Origin of the sequence: Thiohalomonas denitrificans (genome assembly GCF_016841685.1) — a bacterium.
Classification (GTDB): domain Bacteria; phylum Pseudomonadota; class Gammaproteobacteria; order Thiohalomonadales; family Thiohalomonadaceae; genus Thiohalomonas; species Thiohalomonas denitrificans_A.
In genome coordinates this window covers 1-8,299 of record NZ_JAENYR010000027.1, presented here as the reverse complement: position 1 = coordinate 8,299, position 8,299 = coordinate 1, and the positions used below count along the sequence as shown (strand labels likewise).

At 60.5% G+C, this 8,299-nt stretch carries 6 protein-coding genes; 3 read left to right on the top strand and 3 right to left on the bottom strand.

The genetic code is table 11. The features are described from left to right. Positions 1-251: hypothetical protein (locus Q7L05_RS07785; protein ID WP_303904530.1), on the bottom strand; the 251-nt coding region annotated here is incomplete at its 3' end. Here Q7L05_RS07785 and Q7L05_RS07780 point away from each other — a divergent pair. Then, positions 198-587 carry a GxxExxY protein gene (locus tag Q7L05_RS07780; protein ID WP_303904382.1) on the top strand — a complete coding sequence of 130 codons (390 nt, stop codon included), beginning with the start codon at positions 198-200 and terminating at the stop codon, positions 585-587. The genes Q7L05_RS07785 and Q7L05_RS07780 overlap by 54 nt on opposite strands. Before the next feature lie 78 nt (positions 588-665). On the opposite strand, the gene Q7L05_RS07775 is transcribed toward Q7L05_RS07780, so the two are convergent. Then, positions 666-3,713, bottom strand: a complete 3,048-nt coding sequence (locus Q7L05_RS07775) for an efflux RND transporter permease subunit (protein ID WP_303904379.1) — start codon at positions 3,711-3,713, stop codon at positions 666-668. Then, positions 3,710-4,813, bottom strand: a complete 1,104-nt coding sequence (locus Q7L05_RS07770) for an efflux RND transporter periplasmic adaptor subunit (RefSeq protein ID WP_303904376.1) — start codon at positions 4,811-4,813, stop codon at positions 3,710-3,712. Before Q7L05_RS07770 ends, Q7L05_RS07775 begins: the two co-directional genes overlap by 4 nt. Positions 4,814-4,930: 117 nt before the next feature. Between Q7L05_RS07770 and Q7L05_RS07765 the strand changes: the two genes are divergently transcribed. Further along, positions 4,931-5,881, top strand: coding sequence for a LysR family transcriptional regulator (locus Q7L05_RS07765; protein WP_303904373.1), 951 nt, complete (start codon positions 4,931-4,933; stop codon positions 5,879-5,881). A 44-nt stretch (positions 5,882-5,925) separates the two neighbouring features. Then, complete coding sequence (gene relA / locus Q7L05_RS07760) at positions 5,926-8,127, top strand: GTP diphosphokinase (protein ID WP_303904369.1); 2,202 nt, start codon at positions 5,926-5,928, stop codon at positions 8,125-8,127. The last annotated feature ends 172 nt before the right edge of the window (positions 8,128-8,299 follow it).

The window sequence follows — 8,299 nt, the reverse complement described above, 5'->3', positions numbered from 1 at the left end:
AAAGAGAGGTTTTCTTGGCGATCTTGGCGGCTTCGCGAGAGGAAATTTTTCATGAGAGTTACTTGTTTTTCCGTGGATTCCACGGCAAGAACAAGGAAGGGGTGAGTAGTTAGGAACACTTGCCGGCGAGTTCTTGGCAACGAACTTATTGCTCTCGCCAAGACGCCAAGACGCCAAGAACGCCAAGGGAGTGGGAAATGACGGAAGATGCGATTGGGAAGCAGATCGTTAACATTGCGGTGCAGATTCATCAGCAGGTTGGTCCTGGTCTGCTGGAGACGGTCTATGAGGTTATCCTTGCACACGAGCTTCGACGGAGGGGCTTACAGGTCGAAAGGCAAGTTTCCATTCCAGTCGAGTACCAAGGTATCAAATTTGACGAGGGCTTTCGGGCCGACCTCCTTGTCGAATACAAGGTCATTGTCGAACTCAAGTGTGTCGAGAGGCTCAATAATGCACACAAGAAGCAACTCCTCACGTACTTGCGACTCGCCGACAGGAGACTCGGGTACTTGCTCAATTTTGGCGAGGCACTCATGAAGCACGGCATCACTCGCATCGTTAATCGGCTGGAAGAGAATTGTTGATTTCTTGGCGTTCTTGGCGTCTTGGCGAGAGGAAATTTCTTCTCTTGGCATCCACAAATTCTGCTGAGGAGCCGAGAATTATTCGGTTTTCTCCGGTTCGGCCTTGGTGTGGTCGCGGGCCAGCAGCAGGTAGAAGGCGGGCAGCACGAACAGCGTAAACAGGGTGCCGATACCGAGGCCGGTGGCGACGGTCAGGCCGATGTGGAAGCGGCTCACCGCACCGGGCCCTGCAGCGGTGAGCAGCGGCACCATGGCCACAATCAGCGCGATGCTGGTCATGATGATGGGCCGCAGCCGGATCGATGCGGCCTGCTCGACCGCCTTGCGTTTCGAGAGCCGCTCCTTGATCTGCAACTGGTTGGCGAACTCGACGATCAGGATGCCGTTCTTCGCCACCACGCCGATCAGCGTGATCAGTCCAACCTGGGTATAGATGTTGATGGTGGCAAAACCCAGGGTGATGAAGGCCATGGCCCCGGCGATGGAGAGCGGGACCGAGACCAGGATGATGGCCGGATCACGCCAGGATTCAAACTGCGCAGCCAGCACCAGGTAGATGACCATCAGCGACAGGAAGAAGGTCACCATCAACGCGCTGCTCTGCTGTGCAAACTGGCGCGAACCACCCGTGTAGTCGAAACCGTAGCCCTTCGGGAAGAGCTCTTGGGCCTGCGTCTCCAGGTAGCCCAGGGCGTCACCCAGGGCGACCCCCGGCATCATGACCCCCTCCACGGTGAGGGAGTTGAGCTGCTGGAACTGCGTCCGTTTTGAGGGCTCGACCCCATCCTTCAGCCGCACCAGTGTGGACAGCGGCACCAGCTCCCCCGAACCGGCGCGAACGTAGTAGTCCTCCAGCATCGCGGCATCGAGCCGGAATTCGCGCTCCACCTGCGGGATGACCTTGTAGCTTCGTCCGTCCATGCTGAAGCGATTCACCTCGCCGCCACTCAGCATGCTCGAGAGATTGCGGCCGATCTCCTCCATGGAAATGCCCAGATCGCCGGCGCGATCCCGGTCGATGAGGAGATTGGTAACGGGCCGATCGATCTCCACCGACTTGCGCAGGAACATGAAGTTGCCCGACCCCATGCCACGGCCGATGAGCGCGTCGGCGGTTCCCGCCAGCTCTTCATAGCCCCGGTCGGTGGTGATGACGAACTGAACCGGCAGTCCGCCACCGGAACCCGGAAGGGCGGGACGGGGAAAGACGGCAGTCTGGAATCCCGCTACACCCTTCAGCGCCGCATCCACCTCGGGCTGGATCTCCATCTGGGAACGTTCCCGCTCCGTAACGGATTCCATCTTGAAACCGCCAAAGACCGTATCGGGGCTGCGTCCAAGGATGGTGAAGCCTTCGTGGTATTCCGGGAACTCCTCGAACAGGCCCTGAATCTGCCTGGTGTAGACCTTGTGGTAGTCGAGCGTCGCCGTCCTCGGTGCCGTGCCCTGGAAGAACAGAATGGCCTGGTCTTCGGTGGGGGCGAGTTCGCTTTCACTGGTGATGAACATGAAATAGATGGAAGCGAGGATCACCGCACCGAAGAATACCGCAACCGGCACCGACTCCAGTGCTCCATGCAGCAGCTTCAGATAGCCTGCAGAGAGCCGTTCGAAACTGCGTTCGACGAACTGCTCGAAGCGGCCCTGGTTGCCGTGAGGCTTGAGCACCTTGGAGGAGATCATCGGCGAAAGGGTGAGGGCGACAACGCCCGAGATCAATACGGCGCCGGTAAGGGTGAAGGCGAATTCGGTAAAGAGTGAACCGACCAGCCCGCCCATAAAGCCGATGGGGGCGTAAACGGCCAGCAGTGTCGTGGTCATGGCGATGATCGGCACCGCGAGCTCCCGCGCCCCCGATAGGGCTGCCTGGAAACGGGTCTCGCCGCGCTCGATATGCCGGTGGACATTCTCCACCACGATGATGGCATCATCCACCACCAGACCGATGGCCAGCACCATGGACAACAGCGTGAGCAGATTCAGTGAATAGCCGAGGACGTACATCACGAAGGCCGCGCCGATGAGCGACAACGGAACCGCCACCGCAGGGACGATGGCGGCCCGGAACGAGCCCAGCGTCAGGTAGACCACCAGCAGCACAATGAGCACCGCCTCGGCGATGGTTTTATACACCTCGTCGATGGAGTCGTTGATGAACTTGCTGGCATCGTAGGGGATGCGAACGTTGAATCCGTCCGGCAGTTGTGCCCGAATCTGCGGCACCTCGTCGTTGACCGCTTCCGCCACGGTCAACGGATTGGCGCCGGGAGCCTGTTCGATGGCCAGGAAAACGGCAGGGGTGCCGCTATACCAGGCGGTCGACTCGTAATCCTCGGCCCCCAGTTCCGTGCGGGCGATATCGCCAAGCCGGACCAGCGTGCCGCCTTCGCTCAGCACCACCAGGTCGTCGAAGTCCTCAGGCGCCGAGACATCGGTGGTGGCGGTGAGATCGACGCGGACATACTTGTCCTTGGTGGAGCCCACGCCCGCCAGGTAGTTGTTATCACGGAGCACCTCGGCGACATCATCGGCCGTGACTCCGAGGGAGGCCATGCGCTGGGGATCGAGCCAGATACGCATGGCGAAACGCTGTCCGAACAGGCGCGCCTTGGCGACGCCCGGAAGGGCCTGCAGCTGGGGCTGCGCGACACGCAGGATATAATCGGTAAGCTGCGGACGCGGTACCGTATCGCTATAGAAAGCGATATACATCAGGGCCGTCGAGTCGCCGGTGGCGGAATCGATGACCGGGTCCTGGGCATCGGCGGGCAGCTCGTTGCGCTTACTGGCGACCTTTGCCTGGATTTCGGCCACGGCGGCGTTCGGGTCATAGTTGAGCTCCATGTGCGCCTCGATGACGGAGGCACCCTGGGAGCTGCTGGAATTGATGTAATCAATGCCGTTGGCCTCGGCAATGGCCTGCTGCAGAGGTGTGGTTACAAAGCCCTTGACCAGCTCCGAACTCGCACCCGGGTAGGCGGTCGCAACCGTCACCACCGTATTCTGGATCTCGGGGTACTGGCGTACCTCCAGCAGTCCGAGCGAACGAACGCCGAGCAGCAGTATCAACAGACTGACTACCGTCGCCAGGACCGGCCGACGGATAAAGATGTCCGTGAACTTCATTCCGTAGTTACCTCGGCGTCCTCGAGCTCGACGCTGTTATCGGCGGTAATGGCTTGACCGTCGCGCAGCTTCACCAGTCCGGCGCGGACCACTTGTTGCCCGGCCTGCAGCCCTTTCGTTACCACCACGCGACCTTCGCGGACCTCCCCGGTGGTTACCTGTTGCCGTTTGGCCCTCAGCGTGCCGTCTTCCTCCTCAGCAACGGCATACAGGAAGCTGCCGTAGGTGTTGAAGCTCACGGCGGTCCGCGGAACCGTCAGTACCTCGCGCGACTCATTATTAAAGGTGAGTACTTCGACAAACATCCCCGGCCGCAGGCGGCCATCGGGATTATCCAGGCTGGCGCGGAGGCGAATGGACCGGGTTCCGACATCGATGCCGGAGTCGATGGCCGTAATCGTTCCCTTGAAGACCTCGTCAGCATAGGCGTCGGCACGAACCTCGATCGGCAATCCCTTGCGCATTTCCGAGAAATAGCGCTCGGGCAGGGCGTAATCCACATAGATCGGATCGAGGGCATGCAGGGAAACGATGCGGGCACCCGGTGAGATGTACTGGCCCGGATTGATGCGGCGAATACCGAGCACGCCGGCGAAGGGAGCGCGGATACTTTTCTGCGCAATCCTCTCCTCCTGCTCGGCCACACGCGCATCGGCGGCATCATATTTTGCCTGCGCCTCATCGTGTTGCGATTTGGAGATGGCCTGGCGCCCCAGCAGGTCTTCGGAACGACGCAACTGTACCAGTGCGAGTCGCCGGTCCGCCTTCGCGCCCTCCAGGGTGGCCCTGTCCACGGTAGCGTCCAGCTCAATCAGAGGGGTATCGGCATCCACAACGGAGCCGGATTCGAAGGTGACACGGCTTACCTTGCCCGCCACTTCCGAAGCGACATCAATGCCGCGAACGGCGGTGAGGCTGCCCACAGCCCGCAGTGAGGGGCGCCAGGTCTCCTGCCGGACCTCGGTGGTGGAGACCACCGCCGGCGGCTGAGGTTGCGACATCGCCTCGGCCATTCCCTGCATCTGGAGGTATTTGAATCCGAAGATTCCACCGAAGATAACCAGCAGGAATAGTGTGACGGCAACGAAGCGTTTGGCCATGGTTCGAAACTCTGATCCGTTATTGATGAGAAAACCGTTGGGGATCGCTTTCGCGAGTACCAGAAAAAGGCAGCAATCGTCGCCGATCTGTTTATAAAGATAAACAATGCATTTATCATGGGACCTATGAGCGATTTCGATTATTTGAGCCTTGATGGGCGATCGTTGCGGCTTTTCGTTGCCGTTCTCGAGTCGGGCTCCGTCACTGCGGCGGCGGAACGGCTCGGTGTGACCCAGTCGGCGGTGAGCCATACGCTGGAAAAGCTGCGGAATATCACCGGCGACCCGCTGTTCGTCAAGTCGGGACGCGGCATCGTCGCGACCGCCTATGCGGAAACCCTGGGTGAACGGGCACGCTCGGTGCTGGAGGGGATGAAGGCGATTGCACAGCCCCCCGATTTCAATCCCGTTACCGCACGGCGGGAATTCACCGTGGCCGCCAACGACTTCCAGCGCGACCTCCTGCTGCCGCGCGTACTTCGCTCTCTCTGTGAGGAGGCGCCGGGGATTCGGCTGCGGGTTATTCCGGCAGGCATCCCGGAGGTGGAGCTGTTGCGTGAAGATCGCTGCAACCTCATTATCACCCCTCGGCCGCCGCAGGGCAGTGACGTCCACACGGAACAGCTGCTTGAAGACCGGCTGGTCTGCTTCTACGACGGGCGCCAGACCCAGCCTCCGGGGGATTTGGCGGCCTATCTTGCGGCCCGACACATCGGGCTGCAGTATGAAGACAGTGAAAAGGCCGATTTTGAGAAACAGTTTCGGGCGCTCGGTATTCATCGTGACGTCGCGGTGGTGGTGGATAATGTCGCCGGGATCCCGGCCTTCATGCGCGGCACCGGCCTGCTCGCCATCCTGCCGAGCATGCTCGATTCCGGTTTGATGCGGGAGTTCGCCTGGTGCGAACCGCCCTTTGCACTGGATCCCCTGCCGCTGTTTCAGGTCTGGCATCGCCGCCATGACGAGGATGCCGCCCATTGCTGGCTGAGAGCGAAGTTGACAGCGGCGGCCGAAGAGGTGGTCAAAAACCGGTCGCCGAGACTTCAATGGAAACCTAAGATCAAATAAGAGTCTAAATCGATGGGCATGCCGCCCTGAGTTGTCAAAATCTTATGGTCTACGTCGAAAGCCAAGTTCCTGAAACCGATACCCGAGCCGATCCGGAGGCCTGGATTGCGCGTATCGGGCACCGCCATTCCGGTAAGGAGCTGGAGGTTATTCGGCGCGCGGTCGGTCTCGCCCGGCGGGCTCATAAGGAGCAGATTCGGGCATCGGGAGAGCCCTACCTGACCCACGTCATTGCCGTTGCCGATATCCTGGCGGGACTCAATCTTGACCACGAGAGTCTGGGGGCGGCGATTCTCCACGATTCGGTGGAGGACAGCGACCTCACCCTGGAGGAGATCGCCGAGAGCTGCGGTCCCGGTGTCGCCCATCTGGTCGATGGGGTGACCAAAATGCGCATCATCGGTGATTATCAAAAGGACCTGGGCGACAGCAGCAAGGAATCCGCTCACGCGGAGAGCCTGCGCAAGCTTCTCCTGGCCATGGCGGAAGATGTGCGTGTAGTGCTCATCAAGCTCGCCGATCGGCTGCACAACATGCGTACGCTCAAGCACCTGCCCGAGGAGAAGCAGCGCCGGATCGCCCGGGAGACCATGGATATCTACGCTCCCCTGGCGAACCGCCTGGGTATCTGGCAGGTGAAGTGGGAGCTGGAAGACCTCGCCTTCCGCTATCTGGACCCGATTACCTACCGGCAAATCGCGCGCTTTTTGCGGGAACGGCGCGTCGATCGCCAGCTTTATATCCAAAACGTCATCGGCATTCTCGAAGGGCAGATGACCGAGGCGGGGATCAAGGCCGACATCAAGGGCCGACCCAAGCATCTCTACAGTATCTGGAAAAAGATGCAGCGAAAGGGGCTGGGATTCCATCAGCTCTATGACGTGCGGGCGGTTCGCATTCTGGTCGACAACGTTTCCGAGTGCTATCACGTGCTCGGCATTGTCCACTCACTGTGGCCGCATATTCCGCGGGAGTTTGACGACTATATCGCCACTCCCAAGGAGAACATGTACCAGTCCATCCACACGGCCGTGGTGGGGCCCGAGGGCAAGACGCTGGAGGTCCAGATTCGGACCTGGGATATGGAGCGGCACGCCGAGCTGGGTGTGGCCGCGCACTGGCGTTACAAGGAGGGCCGCAAGCAAGACCAGAACTTCGAGCACAAGATCGCCTGGCTGCGCCAGCTCCTCGAGTGGAAAGAGGAAGAGGGCAGCGCCGGCGACTTCATCGATCGCTTCAAATCCGAGGTCTTTCAGGATCGCGTCTATGTGCTGACCCCGGATGGCGAGGTCATCGATATGCCCCAGGGAGCCACGCCGCTGGATTTCGCCTACCACATCCATAGCGAGGTGGGTAATCGCTGTCGCGGCGCCAAGGTAAACGGCAGAATTGTACCGCTTACCTATGAACTCCATTCCGGCGAACAGGTGGAGATCCTCACCACCAAGCATGGCGGCCCCAGTCGCGACTGGCTGAATCCCCATCTGGGGTACGTGAAGACCTCTCGTGCACGCTCGAAGATCCGTGCCTGGTTCAAGCAGCAGGATCACCAGCAGAACATCGCCGACGGTAAAACGGCCCTCGACCGGGAGCTGCACCGGTTGGCCGTGGGTGACCTGGATCGGTTGAAGCTTGCCAAGCACTTCGGGTTGCAGCAGGTCGACGAGTTACTGATCGCCGTCGGCCGGGGTGATATCAACACGGCGCAGATCGGCCACGCCGTGCATCATCTGACCCGTCGCGAGGATGAAACCGATACCCTGGCCCCGGTGCAGAGACGCAAGGGTGCCAAGGGCGGGGATATTCATATCCGGGGCGTCGGCAACCTGCTGACCAACATGGCGCGCTGCTGCACTCCGGCGGCGGGCGATCCCATCGTCGGGTTCATCACCCTTGGTAGAGGCGTCACCATCCATCGTCGTGAATGTCCCAACATCCTCAACCTGCCGGAGGAGAAGCGTCGGCGTATCATCGAGGTGGACTGGAGTGCCAGTGACAAGAACACCTACCAGGTGGATCTGGAGATCGAGGCCGTCGACCGGCAGGGTCTGCTGCGGGATATCTCAACCGTGCTGGCCAACGAAAAGATCAATGTACTGACCACCGACACCCGCTCCGACAAGCACCGGAATACGGCGAAGATGCTGGTGACGGTCGAGATCACCGATACCGACCAACTCAGCCGCATTCTCTCGCGGATCGGACAGCTGCCCAACATTCTAGAGGCACGGCGCCGGACGCGGTGATGGGACGAGTGGCGAGTGGCGAGTGGCGAGTGGCGAGTGGCGAACGGCGAGTGGCGAGTGGCGAACGGCGAGGCTTACCCCAGCTGCGCTGGCCCGAATCAAAGACGAACATTTAGTCGTCATTGCGAGCCGTACCCCCTGCTGCGCAGGCCCGAATCAATGACGAACCTTC